This is a genomic window from Citrobacter sp. Awk 2 (assembly GCF_028069815.1).
Taxonomy (GTDB): Bacteria; Pseudomonadota; Gammaproteobacteria; order Enterobacterales; family Enterobacteriaceae; genus Citrobacter.
Genome location: NZ_JANEWL010000279.1, coordinates 1 through 292, shown reverse-complemented (window position 1 = coordinate 292; position 292 = coordinate 1). Strand labels below are relative to the sequence as shown.

General features: G+C 40.4%; 1 rRNA gene. It reads right to left on the bottom strand.

Annotated elements, in window-relative coordinates:
* Positions 1-209: 209 nt before the first annotated feature.
* Positions 210-292, bottom strand: a 16S ribosomal RNA gene (locus NNO02_RS23635); the annotation flags it as partial.

Sequence of the window (292 nt, the reverse complement as noted above, 5' to 3'; positions counted from 1 at the left end):
AACATCACCGTGTTGCGAAAATTTGAGAGACTCGAACACACCGCTTTTCATTTCTTATTACGGAGAAATGAAACAGTGTGTCGTTTCAATTTTCAGCTTGATCCAGATTTTTAAAGAGCAAAACTTCTTAATGCACTCGAAAGTACATTCAGAAGTTCATCATTTATCAGACAATCTGTGTGAGCACTACAAAGAACGTTTCTTTAAGGTAAGGAGGTGATCCAACCGCAGGTTCCCCTACGGTTACCTTGTTACGACTTCACCCCAGTCATGAATCACAAAGTGGTAAGCG